Source organism: Fictibacillus nanhaiensis (assembly GCF_049537595.1).
GTDB classification, from domain to species: Bacteria; Bacillota; Bacilli; order Bacillales; family Fictibacillaceae; genus Fictibacillus; species Fictibacillus nanhaiensis_F.
Genome location: NZ_JBMULM010000002.1, coordinates 704,438 through 724,235, shown reverse-complemented (window position 1 = coordinate 724,235; position 19,798 = coordinate 704,438). Strand labels below are relative to the sequence as shown.

Annotated in this window: 19 protein-coding genes; 8 read left to right on the top strand and 11 right to left on the bottom strand. The window is 38.0% G+C overall.

The window, feature by feature from the left end; translation table 11 throughout:
• Nucleotides 1-26: 26 nt before the first annotated feature.
• Nucleotides 27-2,459 carry a DUF6359 domain-containing protein gene (locus ACOZ9X_RS15085; protein ID WP_423418891.1) on the bottom strand — a complete coding sequence of 811 codons (2,433 nt, stop codon included), beginning with the start codon at nucleotides 2,457-2,459 and terminating at the stop codon, nucleotides 27-29.
• 207 nt (nucleotides 2,460-2,666) lie between these two features.
• Nucleotides 2,667-3,314, bottom strand: a complete 648-nt coding sequence (locus ACOZ9X_RS15080; RefSeq protein WP_423418890.1) for an SOS response-associated peptidase — start codon at nucleotides 3,312-3,314, stop codon at nucleotides 2,667-2,669.
• Nucleotides 3,315-3,386: 72 nt separating this feature from the next.
• On the opposite strand from ACOZ9X_RS15080, the gene ACOZ9X_RS15075 reads away from it, so the two are divergent.
• Nucleotides 3,387-3,617, top strand: coding sequence for a hypothetical protein (locus ACOZ9X_RS15075; RefSeq protein ID WP_416731186.1), 231 nt, complete (start codon nucleotides 3,387-3,389; stop codon nucleotides 3,615-3,617).
• Here ACOZ9X_RS15075 and ACOZ9X_RS15070 read toward each other — a convergent pair.
• The 5 genes from ACOZ9X_RS15070 to gnd all read right to left on the bottom strand — a co-directional run bounded on the left by ACOZ9X_RS15070 (nucleotide 3,577) and on the right by gnd (nucleotide 9,443).
• Nucleotides 3,577-4,710 (bottom strand): GerAB/ArcD/ProY family transporter, encoded by a 1,134-nt coding sequence (locus ACOZ9X_RS15070; RefSeq protein WP_423418889.1) that lies wholly within the window; start codon nucleotides 4,708-4,710, stop codon nucleotides 3,577-3,579. The two genes, ACOZ9X_RS15075 and ACOZ9X_RS15070, sit on opposite strands and share 41 nt — an antisense overlap.
• Entirely contained in the window at nucleotides 4,710-5,933 is a 1,224-nt protein-coding gene (locus ACOZ9X_RS15065; protein ID WP_423418888.1) for a Ger(x)C family spore germination protein, read from the bottom strand. Before ACOZ9X_RS15065 ends, ACOZ9X_RS15070 begins: the two co-directional genes overlap by 1 nt.
• Nucleotides 5,930-7,603 (bottom strand): spore germination protein, encoded by a 1,674-nt coding sequence (locus tag ACOZ9X_RS15060; RefSeq protein ID WP_423418887.1) that lies wholly within the window; start codon nucleotides 7,601-7,603, stop codon nucleotides 5,930-5,932. The genes ACOZ9X_RS15065 and ACOZ9X_RS15060 overlap by 4 nt, the downstream gene beginning before the upstream one ends.
• 309 nt (nucleotides 7,604-7,912) lie before the next feature.
• The gene (locus ACOZ9X_RS15055; RefSeq protein WP_144701383.1) at nucleotides 7,913-8,431 is read right to left on the bottom strand and encodes an acyl-CoA thioesterase; all 519 of its coding nucleotides are present in this window, start codon (nucleotides 8,429-8,431) and stop codon (nucleotides 7,913-7,915) included.
• Between the two features lie 115 nt (nucleotides 8,432-8,546).
• Nucleotides 8,547-9,443, bottom strand: a complete 897-nt coding sequence (gene gnd / locus ACOZ9X_RS15050) for a phosphogluconate dehydrogenase (NAD(+)-dependent, decarboxylating) (protein WP_137789991.1) — start codon at nucleotides 9,441-9,443, stop codon at nucleotides 8,547-8,549.
• 241 nt (nucleotides 9,444-9,684) lie between these two features.
• Here gnd and ACOZ9X_RS15045 point away from each other — a divergent pair, with 241 nt between their 5' ends.
• Nucleotides 9,685-10,551 carry a sulfite exporter TauE/SafE family protein gene (locus ACOZ9X_RS15045; RefSeq protein WP_423418886.1) on the top strand — a complete coding sequence of 289 codons (867 nt, stop codon included), beginning with the start codon at nucleotides 9,685-9,687 and terminating at the stop codon, nucleotides 10,549-10,551.
• An 89-nt stretch (nucleotides 10,552-10,640) separates the two neighbouring features.
• Here the strand turns inward: ACOZ9X_RS15045 and ACOZ9X_RS15040 are convergent, their stop codons facing one another.
• The gene (locus tag ACOZ9X_RS15040) at nucleotides 10,641-11,483 is read right to left on the bottom strand and encodes a DegV family protein (RefSeq protein WP_423418885.1); all 843 of its coding nucleotides are present in this window, start codon (nucleotides 11,481-11,483) and stop codon (nucleotides 10,641-10,643) included.
• Nucleotides 11,484-11,707: 224 nt separating this feature from the next.
• On the opposite strand from ACOZ9X_RS15040, the gene ACOZ9X_RS15035 reads away from it, so the two are divergent.
• From ACOZ9X_RS15035 to ACOZ9X_RS15020, 4 genes are all read left to right on the top strand, one after another.
• Nucleotides 11,708-12,151, top strand: a complete 444-nt coding sequence (locus ACOZ9X_RS15035; protein ID WP_137789994.1) for a MarR family winged helix-turn-helix transcriptional regulator — start codon at nucleotides 11,708-11,710, stop codon at nucleotides 12,149-12,151.
• Between the two features lie 211 nt (nucleotides 12,152-12,362).
• Nucleotides 12,363-13,316, top strand: a complete 954-nt coding sequence (locus ACOZ9X_RS15030) for a helix-turn-helix transcriptional regulator (RefSeq protein ID WP_423418884.1) — start codon at nucleotides 12,363-12,365, stop codon at nucleotides 13,314-13,316.
• 67 nt (nucleotides 13,317-13,383) lie between these two features.
• Nucleotides 13,384-13,572 carry a cold-shock protein gene (locus ACOZ9X_RS15025; protein WP_066392730.1) on the top strand — a complete coding sequence of 63 codons (189 nt, stop codon included), beginning with the start codon at nucleotides 13,384-13,386 and terminating at the stop codon, nucleotides 13,570-13,572.
• Nucleotides 13,573-13,783: 211 nt separating this feature from the next.
• Entirely contained in the window at nucleotides 13,784-14,371 is a 588-nt protein-coding gene (locus ACOZ9X_RS15020) for a YtxH domain-containing protein (RefSeq protein WP_423418883.1), read from the top strand.
• Between the two features lie 49 nt (nucleotides 14,372-14,420).
• Here ACOZ9X_RS15020 and ACOZ9X_RS15015 read toward each other — a convergent pair whose 3' ends face one another.
• From ACOZ9X_RS15015 to ACOZ9X_RS15005, 3 genes are all read right to left on the bottom strand, one after another.
• A complete protein-coding gene (locus ACOZ9X_RS15015) occupies nucleotides 14,421-16,289 on the bottom strand; it encodes a heavy metal translocating P-type ATPase (protein ID WP_423418882.1) in 1,869 nt (622 codons plus the stop codon).
• A gap of 200 nt (nucleotides 16,290-16,489) precedes the next feature.
• Nucleotides 16,490-17,296 (bottom strand): ABC transporter permease subunit, encoded by an 807-nt coding sequence (locus ACOZ9X_RS15010; protein ID WP_423418881.1) that lies wholly within the window; start codon nucleotides 17,294-17,296, stop codon nucleotides 16,490-16,492.
• Complete coding sequence (locus ACOZ9X_RS15005; RefSeq protein WP_423418880.1) at nucleotides 17,293-18,180, bottom strand: ABC transporter ATP-binding protein; 888 nt, start codon at nucleotides 18,178-18,180, stop codon at nucleotides 17,293-17,295. The genes ACOZ9X_RS15010 and ACOZ9X_RS15005 overlap by 4 nt, the downstream gene beginning before the upstream one ends.
• A gap of 145 nt (nucleotides 18,181-18,325) precedes the next feature.
• On the opposite strand from ACOZ9X_RS15005, the gene ACOZ9X_RS15000 reads away from it, so the two are divergent.
• Both ACOZ9X_RS15000 and ACOZ9X_RS14995 read left to right on the top strand, forming a co-directional pair.
• Nucleotides 18,326-18,919 (top strand): TetR/AcrR family transcriptional regulator, encoded by a 594-nt coding sequence (locus tag ACOZ9X_RS15000; RefSeq protein WP_423418879.1) that lies wholly within the window; start codon nucleotides 18,326-18,328, stop codon nucleotides 18,917-18,919.
• A gap of 260 nt (nucleotides 18,920-19,179) precedes the next feature.
• Nucleotides 19,180-19,797 (top strand): DUF47 domain-containing protein, encoded by a 618-nt coding sequence (locus tag ACOZ9X_RS14995; RefSeq protein WP_153238795.1) that lies wholly within the window; start codon nucleotides 19,180-19,182, stop codon nucleotides 19,795-19,797.
• Nucleotide 19,798: the final 1 nt, after the last annotated feature.

Genomic DNA, 19,798 nt, shown 5'->3' with positions numbered 1-19,798 from the left:
CTATTATGCGGATGACTTTTATTTATTCATCTAACTTTATCCAGTTTCACTTGAATCAATACAGGATCATGATCACTTGCTCGACCGTGTTCCTCCATAAACTGTGAATTGATATGAACGATGTCCACTTTTGTTTTCTTCGCCATATTATTCGTTACTAAAATGTGATCAAGAACTTGAGCGTTTCCTTGATAAGAATACGTGTATCGCTCTTTAAATGGAACTTCTTCAATCATGTTTGTCAACTCATTGCCTTTGACTTTCTTCAAAGTCTTCGTAAACTCGAAATCATTGAAATCTCCTAGCAAGACTACCTTTGCATCCTTATCTTCACTCTTTACATCTTTAACAAACCCATTCACAATTCCCGCGATCTCTAAACGTTGCGCTTCACTTCCTAGGAAAGGAGGCTGATTTTTCCCGAACAGCGGTTGATCTCCACCTTTTGAGTTAAAATGGTTGGCAACCACAATTACGCTTTCACCTTTAAACATGAACTGTGCTGCGACAGGCTTACGACTGTTTTGGAATGCTGGGTTTGTTGGATTGATTCGTCCAGGGTTTACAGTAAGTTTTCCATCTTTGTAACCTACAGCTTCTGTTGCTGTTCCTTTTGTGCCTTTTGCAAGGGAAACACGTTCAGGATTATAGATGAATCCTACACGAATGTTACCACCAGGAATCCCACCATCTTGTCCATCAACTGGAGCTATATCTGTATACACATAGTGTGGACCGCCTTGCGCTGTAATCTCAGCAATTAATCGGTCAGCACTTGCTTTGGCATCTGTTGTTCCATCATTCGTCGGGCCGTTTCCATCTTGCATCTCAACAAGTCCTACGATATCAGGTGCATTTAAGTTACGAACGATTGATTCTGCGATACGTGATACTTTTTCATCGCTCGTACTGTCACGTCCTTCTTCTAGTGCGGAGAAGTTCTCGACGTTAAAACTCGCAATCGTTAACTCTTTATGTTTTTCGTGAATTTTTGTAACTTCCGGTTTTGTTTTTCCTTCAACAAATGTTGGAAGTTCCTCACGATCAGCTAACACTTTGTAGTTTCCAAACCCGTAACTCACAACACCTGTAATAGAGCCTAAGAAGAAATCTCCTGTTTTTGCCACAAACGATTCATCGTTAATATCAATAAATATTCGTTCAGGATTGTAATCAAACTCTGTAATATTCAGGCCACCTGATGAATTAAAGTCTTTTTGCTTCCAAAAATCAGGTACTACAACAAGCTCTCCATATTTTTGAGGTGCAAGAACACCAGGATTTTTAACTTCTACAAGCATTCCTTCTAGACTTTCATAAAAATCAATGCCGTCTTCTTTTGGATCAAACACTCCAAAGTTATCATTGTCGATCACTTTTGTAGGCTGTTGAAGCCCAAACAAGCCGATAACCGTTGATTCTGGAAGTTTTTGTCCTTCTTGCAGTTTTGTGATGCGACTTGCATTAATCTCTGTTACAGCTAGATCTGTTTTTAATTTATCTGAATACCCTTCAAGTACCCACTCTTTTACTAATCCATCTACAGAAACTAGATTCCCTTTAGCTTGTTTGTGATCTTTTTGATAGACCAAGATACCTTCAGATGTTCTGTAGTCTTGATCCGGCTTTACGTCTTGCATATAAAAATTATTGTTATCCACCACTTTTGTTACAATACCTTCTACGCCTTCTACCGCTTTGTTCGCAACAGGAGATTGATGTCCTGCTCCTTGAACATCATGAATACGAAGTCCAGATAGTGCAAATTGGTATTTAAACGCCGAGATGTTACTATTCTTTAAACCTTCTTTAACAGCAACGGCTTTAATCGTCACATCTTCATTTACTATTATAGGAGATGTGTAACGCGTGCTATCTGTAGTCGGATCTTGTCCGTCTAACGTGTAATAAATGGCAGCGTCCGCTGTTTCAGTGGATAGTTCGACAGAAGTCCCTTTAAAGACAACTTGGCCCTCGACAGATGATTTCACTTCTTCCACTTGTGGTTCAGATGGAGTACCATCAACAAATTGAAATTCATATACATTTTTGAGTCCTGGCACACTAAAATAGGCCTCAAGCGATCCTTTAAGTTGAACTTTCTTCCCTAAGTTTTCAGGATGCTCAACAAGGTTCAAGGCTTTTCTAGCATCGTTACCAGGCAACTGAACAGTCAGGATTTTCGTTTTATCTGTTTCACTTGGCGAATCAGCAAGAGCTAAGTTTGTATTCGCTGTAAAAGGTCCTTCATGTGTGAATGAGATAGAAGACCCACTGCCTCCTTTTACAGTTCCTACGATATACCCTTCAACTTTCTGTATTGATTTATCTTGCTTAATCATTGCTTCGCTTACCGTTAGAACGTCAGCAGCAAAAGCTGTTTGTTGCAGTGGCAAAACCATGCTAAGCACCATTACTAGCATGATACTTATATTTGTAAGCCTTTTCGTCATTTTCATGAACATATCGTTCCACCTGCCTCACTAGTAGTATGTAAAACATGTAAATCCATGAAAAATATAACACAATTCTGTCGATTCAATTGTTAGTTTTATATTAAAACAGTTAGAAAGACTTACAAAAAATTTACATTATAGGACTCTGGTATGATTTTCAGCAAAAGAAAAGACACTTTCACCTGATCAAATTTTGATCAAAAGAAACTGTCAGTTTGTTCTGTGAACGTTTAAATCTAGCGTAACTTGCTCAGCAAATAATTCAGGGTTGTTTTCTTGTAGTATTAATAGAAGCTTGTCCTTTCCTGCTGAACTGTCCAGCCATCTTTCTCCAACATCTGGCTCTAGCATTACTGGCATACGATGATGATATTTTCCCATAGAAGAGTTGGACGCTTTTGTAAGAATAGAACAGGTTATTCTTTCTTCTGGCTGACCGTTGATATCCCCTTTCCACCTTGACCAAATGCCTGCAAATGCAAACGGCTTTTTGTCTTTTAATGTAAATTGCAAAGGCTGCTTTTTAGCGCTACCGTCCTCTAAAATCCATTCGTAGAAGCCGCTCGCAGGAATCAAGCATCTTTTTTGAAGAAAAGAGTCTTTAAAACTAGGCTTTTCAGAAACGGTCTCACTTCTGGCATTCATTAATTTACTTCCTATTTTCGGATCTTTCGCCCAACTTGGAACAAGTCCCCATTTCATATATCCAGCTCTATTTCCTGTGCTAGCTTTTATCACAGAGAGAACTTTCTGACTAGGAGCAATGTTGAAGCGTTGGTCATAATCAAATTCATTTACTAAGTTAAATGCATCAATGATCACATCTTTTTCATAATAGAGCATGTATCGCCCACACAAAATATATCACCTCATGTTCAACTTATGGATAAGGACGTCAATCATGCAAAAACTAAAACAGGAGGTGAACACATGAAAAATCCTGTTACTATTTATATGATTCTGTTATTTTGCATGATCTCTTTACTTATTATCATCGATTGGTTCTTAGGAATAGCACCAGCAACAGTTATAAAAAAATCGTTTATGTCTTTCTTTCACTATGTTGATAAAGTCGAATATTTCTTAGTCATTACTTTGATCCTTTTACCTATCCTGACATTTATTCTGTCGATGTGGATGGAGAAGAAGCAAAAGACTTAAGTTTCTTTCTTCTCAATAAGAATACAATAATAAACAGACTCGGTAAAACAACTTGAAAGGGAATATGGATAAAATGTGGAACAATACTTAAACCCTCTGTAATATGCTCCACATAATTTGCTGCTATAACAATAGATGAGAGAATCAAGACAATACCGATCGGGCCTATTAGCTTTTTTTCTTCTTTTACGTCAAAGATGTCTTGTGTTGCTTTAACAGCCACATAAAATAATACAGAGATCTTAAAGAACCCTCCAATAATCAAGGTGAATACCACTAGTGCATCTAGCCTTTGAATAAATTCTCCTAAGTTAATCTTCGCAACGGCAGCAAGCAATGGGAAGTAGACATGGGTAGCTACATGCCCTCCTAATATCGCAATGTCCATCGCGACCGTTACACTTAAGATCAGACCACTCAGCATTATGGCAAATAATCCAACGGTGAGTGCTTTACTTTTCTTTGATGTTTTCAAATACGGAAACAGCATCGTAAAGACCACCATCTCTCCGAAAGGAAAAGTCGGAGTTACGGGGAATGCCGCTTTTAAGACTGGTAAGAATCCTTCACCTAAGACGGGGAGAAGATAATTGTATTTCATCAAGTCTGCTGATAAAACGAGTACAGCTAGAGTGATTCCTAGTAAAACGACCAATGAAAATATGATCTCCCCTGTTCTCACCAGCACTTCAAAACCTAATTTTAGTACATAAACAATCGTAGCAATCATTAGCGCATTTACCACAATAATGGGTGTTTGAACAAAAACAGCGGATAGCAGAAGGCTTCCAAAGTCACGTAAAACACGAGCAGCTAAGTACATGAAGTACATGAGATAGAGAAAACCAAATATTTTCCCTATTGATTTCCCGAACAAGATCTGTAGATATTGTGTTAAAGATTGTTCAGGAAACTGTTTGTACAGATAAAAATATCCTAGAAAAAGAACCATGCCTGAAACCATACCTAAAAGTATCGCGATCCATGCATCTCTGCCGGCATCCATTCCTAGACCAACAAGGATCGCACTTCCAAGTTCAAATAAAACGATGATTATAAAGTATTGTTGGATATCGATCTTAATGGTCTTCATTATGGAGCCTCTTTCTTTTTCTTTTCTTCAAATAAGAATGGTGAAGTTCGAATACCGGATCTTCTAATTCGAGAATCGACGTTCACTTTCACTTTTAGTTTAGGAAAGATTTCTTTGTAGTTCTTTTTATAATCATTGCGCCATTTTCTTGGATTCTCGCGATACAATAATTCTCCAAATCCTAGAACATCACTGTTAAAACCTTGTGATGCTGTAATCGTCTTTTGAATTTCTTTTTCAATAACACGGTTTAATCTACTTTCGATATTAAGAATTTCAGAAGGTTTTTCTAAGTTCACCGCGCAGTTTGCTTCTGCAATATTTGCTTCAGGAAACACATCAAGCTTTATAGTCGGTATATCCCGCTTTGTATCTGCTGACATTTCAGTGTTTGAACGAACAATTTCGATAGAATAACCGTTATCATTACCCATACAAGGTACGGTGATCGCTGAACTAACAATCTTCCCCTTTATCCAAAGAACACCTCGCGCGTCTGGGCCATCCAGCCAGCCTTGGAGCTTGCCATCTCTGAAAACCCCCATGCCTGATAGCTGTACTCGCGCTGGGTCACCTACTTCATAATTTTGTGCTGTCACTGCCAACTTTTTGTCACCGGTTATCTTGATGCCATTGATAATCGGTTCTCCGCCTTCATCAATAATAGATTGAAGCACTTCATTTATATCTTGTTGCATGTTCTCTCCCCAATTTTTTTCTGAGACCTTTAATATCGTAGCCACTTCATCAGACGTAACTTTATCGATGGCGGTAAAAGTTCTTAAAAGTTTCGATGGCGTAGTATCCCTAGCAACAACAACTTGAATCGTCGAACGGACTTCTGGGTCTCGTGAAATCATATCGACGGCTTGATAGATACTATCTTTTGCTATTTTTTCACTAAAGACAAGCATCCTCGCATGCGCAAAAAATAAACGTCTTGATGTTTGTTTACTTGCTTTTCTCGTCGCTTCCATCAAGTTTCTACCTGTTGTCTCATAGACGGTAAAAACAGGTTGTTTTCCTCCTCCAGCTCCGGTTATGCCTGGTGCGACTTCGGTTGGATTGACCACTTGGTAGGTTACGACCAGATTTCCTTTTTTATCTAAGTTAATTCCGATTCCCATTACGATTGAAAGCTCATCCAGCTCATTTTGATCCCAGCAGCCTGTTAAAAATAGAAGGCACAGTAAGAGAGGAAGACAACTTCTTAACAGTTTCAACGTGTTGTTTCCTCCTCACGTTTCTTCTTAACCGGATAAGGTTGTGTACGTGTTTGGTTTTTTTTCGAAAGCTTCTCTGGTCTTTTAAACAATTTGGTAATCGGAAATCGAAACAAGCTATCCTTTAAATCTTGTGTTTGTATAGGAGCAAAAGGACTCAAATATGGATAACCAAAAGATCTTAAGCTTGTTAAATGTGCAATGATTACAATTAATGCAAGTGTAAGACCATAGAAGCCAAAAACAGATGAGATCAACATTAGTGGAAACCGTAATAATCGAGCGGATGTAGCAACTGCGAAAGATGGAATCGCAAAGCTTGCTACAGCTGTAATTCCTACAACGATAACCATAGCAGGAGAAACAAGTCCTGCTTGAACAGCTGCCTGTCCCAAAACAAGAGCTCCTACAATTGAGACAGCGACTCCTACAGCACGGGGCATCCTAATGCCTGCTTCACGTAATATTTCAAAAGTAATCTCCATTATTAACGCTTCTGCAATCGCAGGGAACGGAACACCTTCTCGCTGAGCAGCAATACCGAACAATAAAGTTGTAGGAATCATGGCTTGATGAAATGTAGTGAGTGCAATATAGATTGATGGTGCGATCAAAGAAATGATAAAAACTGAAAATCTTAATAAGCGCAGAAATGTACTGATGTCATATCTCATATAATAATCTTCTGATGATTGAAAGAATTGTATAAATTGTGCAGGGGCGATTAGTACAAATGGTGTTCCGTTAATAATAATGCCCACACGACCTTCGAGAAGATTTCCAATCACTACATCTGGTCGTTCTGTGTTCAAAAACTGAGGAAACACAGTAACAGTCTCATCCTGGATGAACTCTTCAAGTTGACCAGATTCTAGCAGGCCATCTGTCTTCACTTCTTCTATTCTTTCTTTTATTTCCTTGATCAATAACGGATTTGCGATATTCTCTAGATAAACGATTGCAACATCGGTATGTGTGACCTCACCTATTTTGAATTTTTCGATTCTAATATCTTTTGACCTTACCCGACGTCTAATCAATGAGATATTTGTTTTAATAGACTCCGTGAAAGAATCCTTAGGACCACGAATAACAACTTCTGACGAAGGTTCTTCTATCCCTCTAACTTTTCCACCCGTCGTTCCTAGTTTTAGACCTTTCGTATTCCCTTCAACTAAAAGAACACTGAAACCTGCCAGAAGTGCTTCAACTAGTTCATCTTCTGTTTCGACATCTAAAACTCTTCCTAGTGCTAATGCATTTTGTTTGATGTAATGTAATGCATGATTCAACGGTACTGGAGAAGATTGTTTATGAGATGACAGTGACATCAAGGGTGATAGAATAAACTCATTTAAAATTTGAGGATCGTTCATTTCTTCTAAGAATAATAAGGTTGCCGTAACCTTTTGTTCTAACTCGAATTCAAATTCACGAACGATTAAATCCATAGGGTCACCTAAGAGTGTCTTTACCCGATCTACCATGACATGGAGAATGGGACTAAGTTCTCCGACAACCTTTTTTTCTGTCGTTTCTTGCCTTTTAGAGGTTTCCATAGAAATGGTTTTGGACTGAAGAGAAGAAGGATCATCATGGTTTTTATCTGCTAACATATCCGTTAACTTTTTATGAGTTCTAATGATTGGACGTTTTCTTCTATTTCGCATAACCATCCACCTTTTTAACAAGCTTTTCTTAGCATTTGCACAACACGCTTTTGTTATGTAAAAAAAGGAAACGATATCTATATTGGTGGTTTTTACCCTAAACTGCTTCTAACCGGTCGGTGGTCTCATACATACTTTATTGCACACAAAAAGCCCCTGATCCGAAAACATGATCAGGGGCTTTAACAATTAACAGTATAATGCCAGGGTTCTGTATCCCTGGCTGGAAAAAGGTAACTTAATTATAGCATCTTATTTTCAAAATGCGAATTTTATGAACTGCAAAATGTTAAAAATATATCTTTATGCTCACATAGGATCCCAAGGTTTTTTTACTCCGAACTCTTTGGCTAATTTTTTGCTTTCTTCTCTGCGTTTTTTCCTCGCGATCGCTCGTTCAGGTGCATGCTCATGCAGCCATTTTTCTTCTTCTGTTTCAGGTATGACTTTTGGCACTGGGGTCGGTTTCCCATCTTCATCTAACGCTACGAATGTTAGAAAGGAAACAGCGCAAACTTTTCGTTCTCCAGACAATAAATTCTCTGAGATCACCTTTACGAATACTTCCATTGATGTTGTTTTTGTCCATGTCACAAATGATTCTAAACAAACGGAATGACCTTCTTTGATCGGTTGTAAAAAATCCACAGAATCCGTTGATGCCGTGACCACATTTTTTCGTGCATGTCGGATTGCAGAAATAGCGGCAACATCATCGATGTACGCCATCAATTTCCCTCCGAACAGTGTACCATGATTATTTGTATCAGGTGGTAGGACTACAGAGGATTTAACAGTACGAGATTCACGCACAAACTTTTCTTCCATGATCAAAACTCCTATTCTTGTCTCTTCATTACTAGTATATGTCGAATGTCTCAAAATTAATGAAAGACCTCTGCTTAAACGTATAAGCAATGAGGTCTTCATTAAAGCATTTTTATTATTTTTTCACGACTGCATGTCCACCAAATTCGTTACGAAGTGCTGCAACGACTTTACCGTGGAACGTGTCGTCTTCTAATGAACGGAAACGCATGAATTGTGATAATGCGATAACTGGAGCAGATGCTTGGTAGTCAAGAGCAGCTTCAACTGTCCATATTCCTTCACCTGAAGAATTCATCACTCCGCGGATGTCTTCAAGTTTTGGCTGTTTGCTGAATGCGTTCTCCATAAGTTCGATCAGCCAGCTACGGATAACTGATCCGTTGTTCCATACTCTAGAAACCGCTTCATAATCATAGTCGAAATCACTTTTATCTAAGATTTCAAATCCTTCTCCGATTGCTTGCATCATGCCGTACTCGATTCCGTTATGAACCATTTTCAAGAAATGACCAGAACCTGCACGGCCAGTGATCATGAATCCTTTTTCAACACAGATTTTTTCGTATAGGGGAGCAAGGTAGTTAACCGCATCGTCATCTCCACCCATCATGGCACAAAGACCATAGCGAGCTCCATCAGTTCCTCCACTCGTACCAACATCTACAAGATGGATGCCAGCTGCTTTTAGTTCTTCATAGCGGCGAAGTGTGTGCTTGTACATGGAGTTACCAGCGTCAACGATAATATCGCCTTCTGTTAAATGCGGCTTCAATTGTTCGATTACTTGGTCAACAATCTCTCCAGCTGGAACGAGAAGAATAACCGCTTTTCTTCCTGTGAAAGAATTAGCAAGTTCTTCGATCGAGTCAACACCTTTAACACCTTCTGCTGAAATCTCTTTCACAGTGTCTTTGTTAACATCTGTAGCGAAAACTGTATTTCCTTTATCATTCATGTTCAGTGCCATATTGAAGCCCATTTTTCCAAGGCCGATTAAACCGATTTCCATTGTACATATCACTCCAATTTATGTATTTATGTCTGTTTTGTATTATTCCACAAAATATAGGCGATTAACCTCTACTTGCAACACTGTCTATTAGAGTATCTAAAAATGAGGAAAAAAACAATTATTTCAGTTCTTTTTGTATGAAATTAGAGAGAAAAATTTTAAAATCATAAACATTTGTCCTAACCATTCTCATTTTGTCCACATAATCTATAGAATCTCTATTGTTGGAGGACCTTCTATGAAAAAAATTGTAATGTTAGCTCTGATCGGCCTCATGGCTCAGCTCATTGACGGCTCACTTGGCATGGCATATGGCGTTACTTCTACGACTCTTTTGTTAGTTGTTGGTTTCTCACCGGCTTTAGCTTCGGCTTCTGTTCATCTATCTGAAGTTGTGACATCTGCTGTCTCAGGCTATTCACATCTTAAATTCGGAAATGTTGATATGAAAACAGTGAAAAAACTTGTCATTCCAGGGGCAATCGGAGCATTCTTAGGTGCTGCTTTTTTAAGCTATATTCCTTCAACTTTTATAAAACCGTACATCTCCTTATTTTTATTAGGACTTGGCTTTTATGTTTTGTTCCGCTTCTTACTTATAAAAGTGAACGTGAATATAGAAACTGATTTTACAGAAAGCACAGCTAAGAGAAGGATGTATCAGCCATTAGGACTCATCGCTGGGTTTATGGATGCAACAGGCGGTGGAGGATGGGGACCCATTACGACTCCCATTCTGCTCACACAGAAAAACCTCTCACCCAGTAAAGCGATCGGCTCTGTAAACTTCAGTGAATTTGCTGTTTCGTTATCAGCTTCTATCGGTTTCTTTTTGTTTATCGGTTGGGAAACTATGCTTTGGCAGGTCGTAGTTGCGATGATGTTAGGTGGGATTATAGCAGCTCCTTTTGCTGCATGGCTCGTACAAAAGCTTAAACCAGCGCTATTAGGAGTCCTTGCAGGGGGCTTAATCATCATAACGAACTTAAGAACAATTCTGAACGAATTTTATTCCTTAGATTTGTTTACAGAAATATCGGCTTTGTTGCCTCTTCTTATTCTATGGGGTATTATGATCTTCTTTGCCGTTCGAAAGAAAGCGTAAGACTTGAATAGATGATTGAATGCAAAACAGCCAGAATGTCCATCTCGGATGGACATTCTGGCTGTTTGTAATTGTATGGGGTCAGACCCCTATTCTTCAAACCAGAGGAGACCGAGGGTGCCAGCGCCAACGTGGACGCCGATCGCAGGGCTCAGCTGCCCTAGATTAAAAGTAATATGAGGGTACTTCTCTTTTAAGAGATGAAGCCAATCCTCTGCTTTCTCTGAGGAGCCGCTGTATACGACGCTTACACCGTATGCACCTTTATTCTGTGCAGCTTCCTCAAATAAAGCAAGAACGCGGGATTCTGCTTTTTTTAATGTCCTAATCTTTTCGAATGGTACGAGTGAACCATCGTCAAAGGTAAGTATGGGTTTGATCTGAAGAAGATTTCCAACAAGGAAGCTTGCGCCAGATAATCTACCACCTTTTCTCAATTGTTCAAGACTTCCGATGCATACATATCCTTTTACATGATCTGCCGTTTCACGAAGCATCGCAGCTATATCTTCGGCTTCTAGGCCTTCCTCTTCAAGCTTTTTCCCTTTTAACAAAAGTTGTTTCATGGATTCAGATAAAATTTTTGAATCCACAATATGTACAGGGAAATCTGCCATCTCCGCGCCAAGTCTTGAACCGTTTATCGTGCCGCTGAATTTTTCAGAAACATGAATGGCAATTCCACAATCATAGTTATGTTTTAGAACTTCATAAAAGTCAGAGAACTCTCCGACTGTTGGCTGGCTCGTTTTTGGGAGCTCAGAAACATTTTCAAGTTTTGCATAAAATTCATCTGGAGTAATATCTATACCGTCTTTATAAATTTCATCATCCATTATGACAGATACAGGAATAATATGAATGCCAAGTTCCTTCGCTTCTTCCTGTGTGATGCAGCTTGTACTATCAGTAATCCAAGCAATACGTGCCATATTGCACATCCCCCTTTATCTCTATTTTTATTAGATAATGATAAGAGAATTCCTCTATTAACCTAAAAATAAATTTTTATTTCTAAATTAAACCTATATTTCAATAGTTTAAATACTAGCACAGAGATACACATTGAAAACTAGATACTTTATACTACTCTTTAATGGAACTTATCGGAAATTTATATTAAAATAGGAGTAATGTAAGCTAAGGAGGCAGTACTGTGAAAGTGGTGACAGATAGTAGAAATGTATTAATGGAAGTAGAGCGTATAGAGAAAGCGTTCAATGAGATCATGGACGTGATAAAGCCTGAGATTTGGGAAGAAGAAGAGATAACTTCCACTCAATTCCAAATATTAAAGACTTTATCATCTCGTGAGAAATGGACGGTTTCTGAGATTGCTGACGCTATGAAAGTACGCGCTAGTGCTACTACCGTTATCATCGACCGACTTGTTAAAAGAGGACTTGTAGATCGTTATCGGTCTGACCTCGATCGAAGAATTGTATACGTTCAATTAAATGAAACCGGTTTAGTAGCGTTTCATGCAATTCAAGAAAAAAGAAACGGTGTACTGATCAAGTACATGTCACAGCTCACTGATAAACAGCTTGCGGATATGGTTCAATGTATTGAACACCTTTCTTCAATAGTAAAGAACTAATACTAAAAACTGCTTAAAACAATGATCGCAGATTAGTTTTCCTACCTTTCATACTACAAAATCAACACGTTATCCAATGGAATAACGTGTTTTTAAATTTATTCTTACTTTATTTGGATAAACCCTAACATTTTATCATATTTGTACGATATAACATACAAAGACTAGTACAAAAGTTTTAATATATGAATATATAAATTAGGGGTCTAACATGTCAAAGATAAAAAGACTGGAACGGCTACTGCTTTCCATAAACTCAAAAAAACATTTTACTTTAAAAGAATTAGCCGATGAATTCAGAGTATCTACTAGAACGATTCAGCGAGACTTATTGAATCTTATTGAGATGGGTCTTCCCATCGTTTCTGAATTCGGACCACACGGCGGATATCGAATCGAAAATGACCGGATCCTGCCTCCTATCGGATTTACCGAAATGGAAGCTTCCTCTATTCTTTTTAGTTTACAGACATTCACTGAAACGAGTTTTCCGTTTCAAACGCAAAGTAGATCGATAGTAAATAAACTTCATCAATTCATGCCGGAAGATGCTAAGGATAATTGGACTCAGATTCAAAAACGGCTTTTTGTTCAGCTTCCGATGCCTGTGAATAATCAAATCGCACCAATCATTCTTGAAGCTTCAATCAAGCAAAAGATTGTTACGATTCTTTATACGATGAAAGAACAAAAATTGTATAGCAACATTCAACTGATCGGCCTCTTTAGCGAAAATGGTGAATGGTATTGTCCCGCATATTGTTACTCACTTATGGATTATCATATTTTTAAACTATCAGATATTAAACACGCTGTGATTAACTATGAACCGATAGAAGTAAAAGACTTTACTGATGTGACCATTCATAATTGGGCATCTCAAATCTCACCAAGAAACTACGTTAGACTAGAAGCAGAAATTTCAGAAGAAGGTTTGAACTATTGTGAGTCGCATCCTTTTCTACGGCAATTTATAAGAACGAAAGAGAATGGTCTATATCGTTTGTCAGGAGATATTTTGGCAACCTATGTTGATAGAGCTGCTGAGTATTTATGGACATTAAAAACAAACATTTCGATACAATCTCCTAAAGAAATCAAAGAGATTCATGCACGTTGGGCAAGGGATATCTCTCTTCAATATGAACTTATTTTAAATATGTAATCAAATTGATACATATTTTTCCTCTTTTAGGCGTATACTATAAGTAGAACAGAAAAGGGGGATATCTATGGCTTTTTTTTCAAAACAACCTGCAGAGCCGATTCCAGACGTAGAAACGAAGGTTTGGGCATGTACGAGTGATGGATGCTCTTGCTGGATGCGCGCTGACTATTCTTTGCAAAAAGAACCGCAATGCCCCATTTGCAAATCTGCAATGAATGAAGAAGTTCGTATGCTTCCAGAATTAAAGAGTTAATGAAATAAATAGAAATCGGCCGGGTGCTCATTGCCCGGCTTTTTCTATGCTCCAAAACTGCTCTAATGATTTATCATACTCTTTCTCCTTATTTCTCTTCCCAAAATACTAGCTTATATCCTATAGCTCACTTCACCTTTACATACTTCATGTTTATCATTTATATGTTCCGGGTAGGGTTTTATACAGACTAAAAGGAGGATTCAATACTATGCCTAACTATTCAAATACACCAACGACTACTGCGGAACCGGTTTTTACACATTCCGATTTTCAAACACGTGATACGGCTGATACTAACGTTAGCAAGAAAAGTAATGCCTCTGGTTTTGCTACAGGATTAGTAGTGGGAGGTCTTGTAGGAGCTGCAGCAGCTCTATTATATGCTCCTAAAAACGGAAGTGAATTTCGAAACGATCTTCGCGATTCATCTATTAAATTAAAAGAACGCACGCAGCAAATGAAAGATGAAACCATGTTGAAAGCGAAACTTGGGACGATGGATGCTAAAGATACTGTCGCATCTATAAAAGAAAAATCAGGAAATCTTTCTTTATCTGCTCGCCAAAAGCTACAAGAAGCAAAGAATACGGCGAGTGAGGTAAAAAGTGAAACAAAAACTGCGATTGATGAAGTAAAACAAGAAGCTGCAAATGGTAATTATCAAACCAAAGATAACACGCAAACTAAAGCAGTTGTAACGCCACGTACACTTTCTTCAACAGATACACAACAAAAAACAGGTACAGATTCTTCTTATGAGAAAAAGCAAAGTGATGTTAACAACCGTTCAATTTAATCGTATGAAAGATAAAAAGCCGAGACTTGTGTCCGGCTTTTTACTTTGGCTATTTTAATAAACGTAACCCATTTAAAATCACTAAAATGGTACTTCCTTCATGCCCGATCACGCCAAATGGTAAAGTGAGAAACTGTAGGTAGTTCGCACATAATAAGAGAAAAATCACACTGATTGAAAAGATGATATTTTGTTTAATGATCTTAGAAAGCCTTTCAGACAGCTGCATCGCATAGAGTAGCTTACTCAGATCATTTTTTACGAGTACGACATCTGCGGTCTCGATGGCGGCATCGCTTCCCATACCCATCGCAACACCGACATCTGCTATAGCGAGTGCTGGCGCATCGTTCACTCCATCTCCAATCATCGCTACAACCGCATCTTTTTCTCTCCATTTTTTTACGGTGTTCACTTTATCTTCAGGCAAACATGAATAACCAATTTCGTCGACCTTCGCGATTCTTCCGATCATCTCTGCTCCGCGCTTAGAGTCACCGGTTAGCATGATCGTTAAGATTTGTTTTGATTGTAAGTCTTTTATCGCCTTAACAGTCTCTGCCCTCACTGAATCACCTAAAAGAAAATAAGCTGCGAGTTGATCGTTAGCTGTTACATATACAACTGTATGTCCTGTATCTTTTGCTTCATCATCTAGATTCATCAGAAGCTCACATTCTTGTTTTTCTGTTATATCCGTCCACTCGCGACTCCCTATTTTCCAAATGGTACTTTGAATATCAGCCTTCACACCTTTTCCTGGCACATCTTCAAACACAGCCAGTTCTATAGGCGTTTTTTCTGGTCGAACGGTAAGGTATTCATTAATGGCCTTTGCAAGTGGATGTATACTGTTCTTTTCAATTTCGTAGATAATCGAGATCAACTTTTCTTTGCACCAAGAAGACTGGAGAAATTCAGCGTGTATCACAGTTGGGCGGCCTTTTGTTAAAGTACCGGTTTTGTCAAAAGCGATAACGTTTACTAAACTCAGTTTCTCTAAAAAGACACCGCTTTTGAATAGGATTCCGTTCTTAGCTGCGTTAGATAACGAAGCTAGCAATGCTGGCATGGTCGAGGCTACAAGTGCACAAGGAGAAGCCACGACTAGCAGAACACAAGCACGGTATAAAGATTCTGAATAACTCCAAACCCCAATGGAACTCGGGACTAAAAAGGTTAATGCGGCAGCCAGTAACACAAAAAGAACATATTTTGTTTCAAACTCTTCTATTTTTCTTTGAACAGGTGGTGCATCATTCTGTGCGTTATTCACGAGGTCTATCATTCTTTGAAATACTGAGTCTTTCATATGTTTTGTAACAGAAATCTCTAACAATCCAGATTGGTTCAATGTTCCTGCTAATACTTCTGATGACATATGGACTTCTCGAGCAAGAGGCTCTCCGGTTAAGGCAGATTCATTAATAAAGGAGTTTCCTTTTACAATTACCCCATCTGCAGGTACCCGCTCTCCTGGTTTAACTTTTATTAGATTACCAGGTTCTAAAGATGAAGCCTCTACTCTCAGTTCCTTATCCTCTAACAAAAGCCATGCTTCTTCCGGCTGTAAAGATATTAATGCTTTGATCTCTTTATCGCTTTTTTGTAAGGTATACATTTCTAGAGCGCCAGAATAAGCAAAGATTAGAATCAATACAGCTCCCTCTCCCCAATAACCGATCGCTGCAGATCCGATTGCAGCAAACATCATAAGAAGTTCAACGTTCAATTGTCGGTCTTTTATGCTTTCCTGAATGCCTTCGACTGCTTTTGCATAGCCTCCTACGATAAAAGCTAACAAATAAAAGAGAACATAATAAGGAGAATCTGAATATTTTTCCATCATCCAAGCGGTTAGTATGAAGATACCAGACGTTGTTGCCATCAACAGTTGTGTACGTGCAGAGAGTTCCAATGGACTTCCCCTCCTGCGTATTTGATAATAACTATCATCCTCAAGTACCCTTAAAAAGCAGAAATGCTGCCGTCTTTTACGACAGCAGCCTGAAAACTATCCAATATTCGGTTCCTAACACTAACATTGTATGTGAAATTTACATTTTGGTGACTCATTATTATTTATATTATACATGTTAACCTAACGATTTAGAATATTTATAACGGAAGATTTCTTTTCTTGAACGCAACCACACTAAGCATAAATAAGAGGAATGTTAAAACGCCTAGTGCACATCCGATCCAGAGCGCCTCCGTCTCGTTATTAATCATCTTGATCGGATCATACCATTTAAAGATCGAAAAGTTTAACATCCATTCTGTTTTCGTGCTTAATTTTCCGGCCATGTTCAACATATAAAATAAAAGCGTAATTCCTGCAGAGATCCCGAGCGCTTTCTTCTCATCATTATTTACAGAGGAGATGAAGAAGCAATAACCAGCAATCGACGAGAAAACAAGGAAAGTGAGTAAATTCAATGTAATAAAAGAAGCAACGTCTAATTGATAGCCATCGATCAGCCACTCGCTTGCTGCAATACCACTCAGCGTTGTAAAACCTACGATTAATGCCAGCCCAGTAAGCAAGACAGCTGCTTGTGTAATGGCAACTTTTACTCTTGAATTAGGTGTGGCAAGCAAGTAAGCCATAGATCCCTGGTCGACAAGTCGTGCCATCACTCGAGTCGAAGTTAAAATTACATAAACCATCAATATGATCAGAAACAACATGCCATAAAATTCCCCGGCTATATAGTCTGACAAGGAATTTATACCATTCTCCATACCGATCAGCTTCCGCATACCTTCTGGCAATGCAGCGATCATTTCGTTAAATCCTTTCATATCAGCAATAGAAGGATATATCCAAATGATCAGTACAATATAAGCCACAGCACCATAAATGAATCCCCCTAACATCTTTCCATGACTTTTCATCATCGCAAGATATAAAGGCAAGCTCATCTCTCCACTTCCCTTCTGTCATAATAATGCATGAATATATCTTCTAAATCCTGAGGTCGTGTATCAATATGTTGAACATCACAACGACTCAAAAGCTGGACAAATTCTTGATCGTTACCTTGTACCGTAACATGAATGGTTCTAGCCCCTTTTATTTCTGTAACGAGCGATGATTGAAGGATGTGATTCATATCATCCTCAGACTTCACTTTCACTTCAAATATACGCCGTTGTACTCTTCTTAACAGATGCATATCTTCTAACGCCACTAACTTTCCATCTTTTATGATTCCAGCCGAATCACACGTTCGTTCGATCTCTTGAAAACTGTGTGATGACATGAGTATCGTTTTGTTATTTTGTTTTTCTTCTAAGATTAGATCAATGAAGACGCGTTGCATGAGTGGGTCTAGCCCAGATGTAGGTTCGTCTAAGATAAGGACTTGAGGATCATGCATAAACGCTGCGATGATACCCACTTTCTGTTTCATTCCTTTAGACATCTTTCTTATCGGTGAGTTTATGTCTAACTGAAAACGTTCTATTAACTCGTCTCTGCGTTTGATGCACTCTTGCTTTCGCATCTTTTGAACAAGGGACAAGAAGCCAAGGCCTGTCATTCCTTCTAGAAAGACAATCTCACCTGGCAAGTATCCTGTTTTTTCTTGAATGCGTGCAGCGTTTTTCCAGCAGTCCTTTCCATCGATTGAAGAATAGCCACTATCTGGTTTCATAAAGCCCATTAAATGACGAATGGTTGTTGATTTACCTGCTCCATTCGGACCAATATATCCAAACACCTCCCCTTTTTTTACTTCGAAATTTAGATTGAACAATCCTTTATCTTTCGTAAACTGCTTTGAGAGTCCCTTTACTTGAATCATCCTCACACCCGCCTTTTTGAAATATTGAACAATGTATATTTCAAAATAATCATAAGTCCTTTCTTTACAATAAGCAACACTTTTTGAAATATGCTATTTGTTATTTTTCAAAATATGTTTTATCTTAGTAAAGAGGTGAAGAGTTTTGAACGGATATGAACGTCGAAAGGAACAAAAGAAAAAAGACATTAAGAAAGCTGCTTTCTCCCTGTTTCAAAAACAAGGCATCAAAGAAATTAAAATAGAAGATCTCGCGAAACATGCAGGGGTATCTCAAGTTACCATCTATAATCACTTTGGAAGCAAAGAAGCTTTGTTTCGGGAAGTGATTAAAGAGTTCGTTGTCGATGAATACGATTTTCATAAAGAGCTCTTTCATAAAGACCTTTCTTTCAAAGAAAAAATGACCTCAAGCATTCTTCATAAAACGAATAACATACTAAACATTCATCCTGAAGTTATAGAAGAGATGATGTTAAACGATGAAGATTTAAAATTATTTCTAGCTGACTTTCAAAGTAAGTATGCCATTCCTTTAATCGTTGATCTGATTAAGGATGCTCAAACCAACGGGGAGGTCAATCCTGATCTTTCAATGGAGTCCGTCATGGTATACATTCAGCTTTTTAATAACAATACGCTCATCTCCATGATTACAGGCGAGAATGGAAAAAAACTCGCAACAGACATTTTTCAAATGTTTTTCTATGGGCTTTCACTGCCCATAGATTCTAAGTAGTTCGTTTAGGGAATGATGAAAGAAAGTAATGTAAATTTTTTATTTCAATTCTAAACATTTGTAAATTCAATATTAGTTGAACGTTAAAAGAAAGCTTAACTTAGTAAAGCTTTTGTAAATTATTGATTACAATTCATTCTTTTTCGACAAAAACTCTTATTTTTTTGTATAATGTGTTGGGTGGTTAAAAAAGAAAAAAATGACTGCCACAAAAAACGTAAAAAGAAAAAGGATAAAAGACATTTCTTTTGGAGGGTACTATGTTTACAAAGAAAAAGGATAAGTTCATGGTCATGCTAACGGATATTGCTAGCAACTTGAAAGATTCCGCTGGTTATTTCCACGATTTCAAAATTAATAACGAAAATGATCTTCGCGAATTCGCAGACCATTTAAAAGAACTTGAATCAAAAGGTGATTCTTATGTTCATACCGTTATCATGGAACTGAACAAAGTATTTATTACACCTATTGAAAGAGAAGATATCTTATCACTTGCTATGAGTATGGATGATATTCTAGATGGTATCGAGCAATCTTCTGCTTTGTTTGACATTTACGCGATTACAAACCCAGATCAATACATGGTTAAATTTGTAGAATATATTAAGTTAAGTGCGGAAGAAATCCTGCTTACTGTAAACTTGTTATCAGAGAAAAAACTTCTTGATATGCGTGAACATGCAATCAAGATTAAAGATTACGAATCAAAATGTGACGATCTTTACCGTGAAGCACAGCGTGAATTATTCTCAACTCAAACAGATCCGATCAAAGTTATCAAGTATAAAGAGATGTATGAAGTGCTTGAAGGCATTGCCGACAGCTGCCAGAACGTTGCGAACACATTAGAATCTATCATTATGAAAAACGCGTAAC

What these genes read in the sequence shown, in the direction of transcription:
- ACOZ9X_RS15085 (WP_423418891.1), bottom strand. Translation starts at nt 2,459, where the DNA reads ATGAAAATGACGAAAAGGCTTACAAATATAAGTATCATGCTAGTAATG.
- ACOZ9X_RS15075 (WP_416731186.1), top strand. Translation starts at nt 3,387, where the DNA reads ATGAAAAATCCTGTTACTATTTATATGATTCTGTTATTTTGCATGATC.
- ACOZ9X_RS15070 (WP_423418889.1), bottom strand. Translation starts at nt 4,710, where the DNA reads ATGAAGACCATTAAGATCGATATCCAACAATACTTTATAATCATCGTT.
- ACOZ9X_RS15060 (WP_423418887.1), bottom strand. Translation starts at nt 7,603, where the DNA reads ATGCGAAATAGAAGAAAACGTCCAATCATTAGAACTCATAAAAAGTTA.
- ACOZ9X_RS15055 (WP_144701383.1), bottom strand. Translation starts at nt 8,431, where the DNA reads ATGGAAGAAAAGTTTGTGCGTGAATCTCGTACTGTTAAATCCTCTGTA.
- gnd (WP_137789991.1), bottom strand. Translation starts at nt 9,443, where the DNA reads ATGGAAATCGGTTTAATCGGCCTTGGAAAAATGGGCTTCAATATGGCA.
- ACOZ9X_RS15045 (WP_423418886.1), top strand. Translation starts at nt 9,685, where the DNA reads ATGAAAAAAATTGTAATGTTAGCTCTGATCGGCCTCATGGCTCAGCTC.
- ACOZ9X_RS15040 (WP_423418885.1), bottom strand. Translation starts at nt 11,483, where the DNA reads ATGGCACGTATTGCTTGGATTACTGATAGTACAAGCTGCATCACACAG.
- ACOZ9X_RS15030 (WP_423418884.1), top strand. Translation starts at nt 12,363, where the DNA reads ATGTCAAAGATAAAAAGACTGGAACGGCTACTGCTTTCCATAAACTCA.
- ACOZ9X_RS15025 (WP_066392730.1), top strand. Translation starts at nt 13,384, where the DNA reads ATGGCTTTTTTTTCAAAACAACCTGCAGAGCCGATTCCAGACGTAGAA.
- ACOZ9X_RS15020 (WP_423418883.1), top strand. Translation starts at nt 13,784, where the DNA reads ATGCCTAACTATTCAAATACACCAACGACTACTGCGGAACCGGTTTTT.
- ACOZ9X_RS15010 (WP_423418881.1), bottom strand. Translation starts at nt 17,296, where the DNA reads ATGAGCTTGCCTTTATATCTTGCGATGATGAAAAGTCATGGAAAGATG.
- ACOZ9X_RS15005 (WP_423418880.1), bottom strand. Translation starts at nt 18,180, where the DNA reads ATGATTCAAGTAAAGGGACTCTCAAAGCAGTTTACGAAAGATAAAGGA.
- ACOZ9X_RS14995 (WP_153238795.1), top strand. Translation starts at nt 19,180, where the DNA reads ATGTTTACAAAGAAAAAGGATAAGTTCATGGTCATGCTAACGGATATT.